General features: G+C 65.7%; 1 protein-coding gene. It reads left to right on the top strand.

What is annotated here, in order from left to right:
- The coding region (locus tag IR155_RS16115) for a hypothetical protein (protein ID WP_209306796.1) at positions 1 to 185 on the top strand (185 nt) is incomplete at its 5' end.
- Between the last annotated feature and the right edge of the window lie 57 nt (positions 186 to 242).

Consider the following 242-nt stretch of genomic DNA (forward strand, 5'->3'; position numbering starts at 1 on the left):
GCGTCGAACACGACACGCGCGTCACCACCGGACACGACCGGAACGAGCGGACGCCGGAAGCCGACGGGCACGGCGTCCGCTCACCCCTGCCCCTTGACAAACCCACGCCCATATCAGGGCGTGTCTCCCAAAGGTTTGGGCTGGTCGCTGGAACGCTCGGTGTGTGTCTCGAACGGAGTTGCTGACTGATGCGCAGTGGGAGCTGATTGCTCCGTTGATGCCGTCCTCGCAGGGGCGTCGTG

The sequence above is a fragment of the Microbacterium paludicola genome, from assembly GCF_015235415.1.
Classification (GTDB): domain Bacteria; phylum Actinomycetota; class Actinomycetes; order Actinomycetales; family Microbacteriaceae; genus Microbacterium; species Microbacterium paludicola.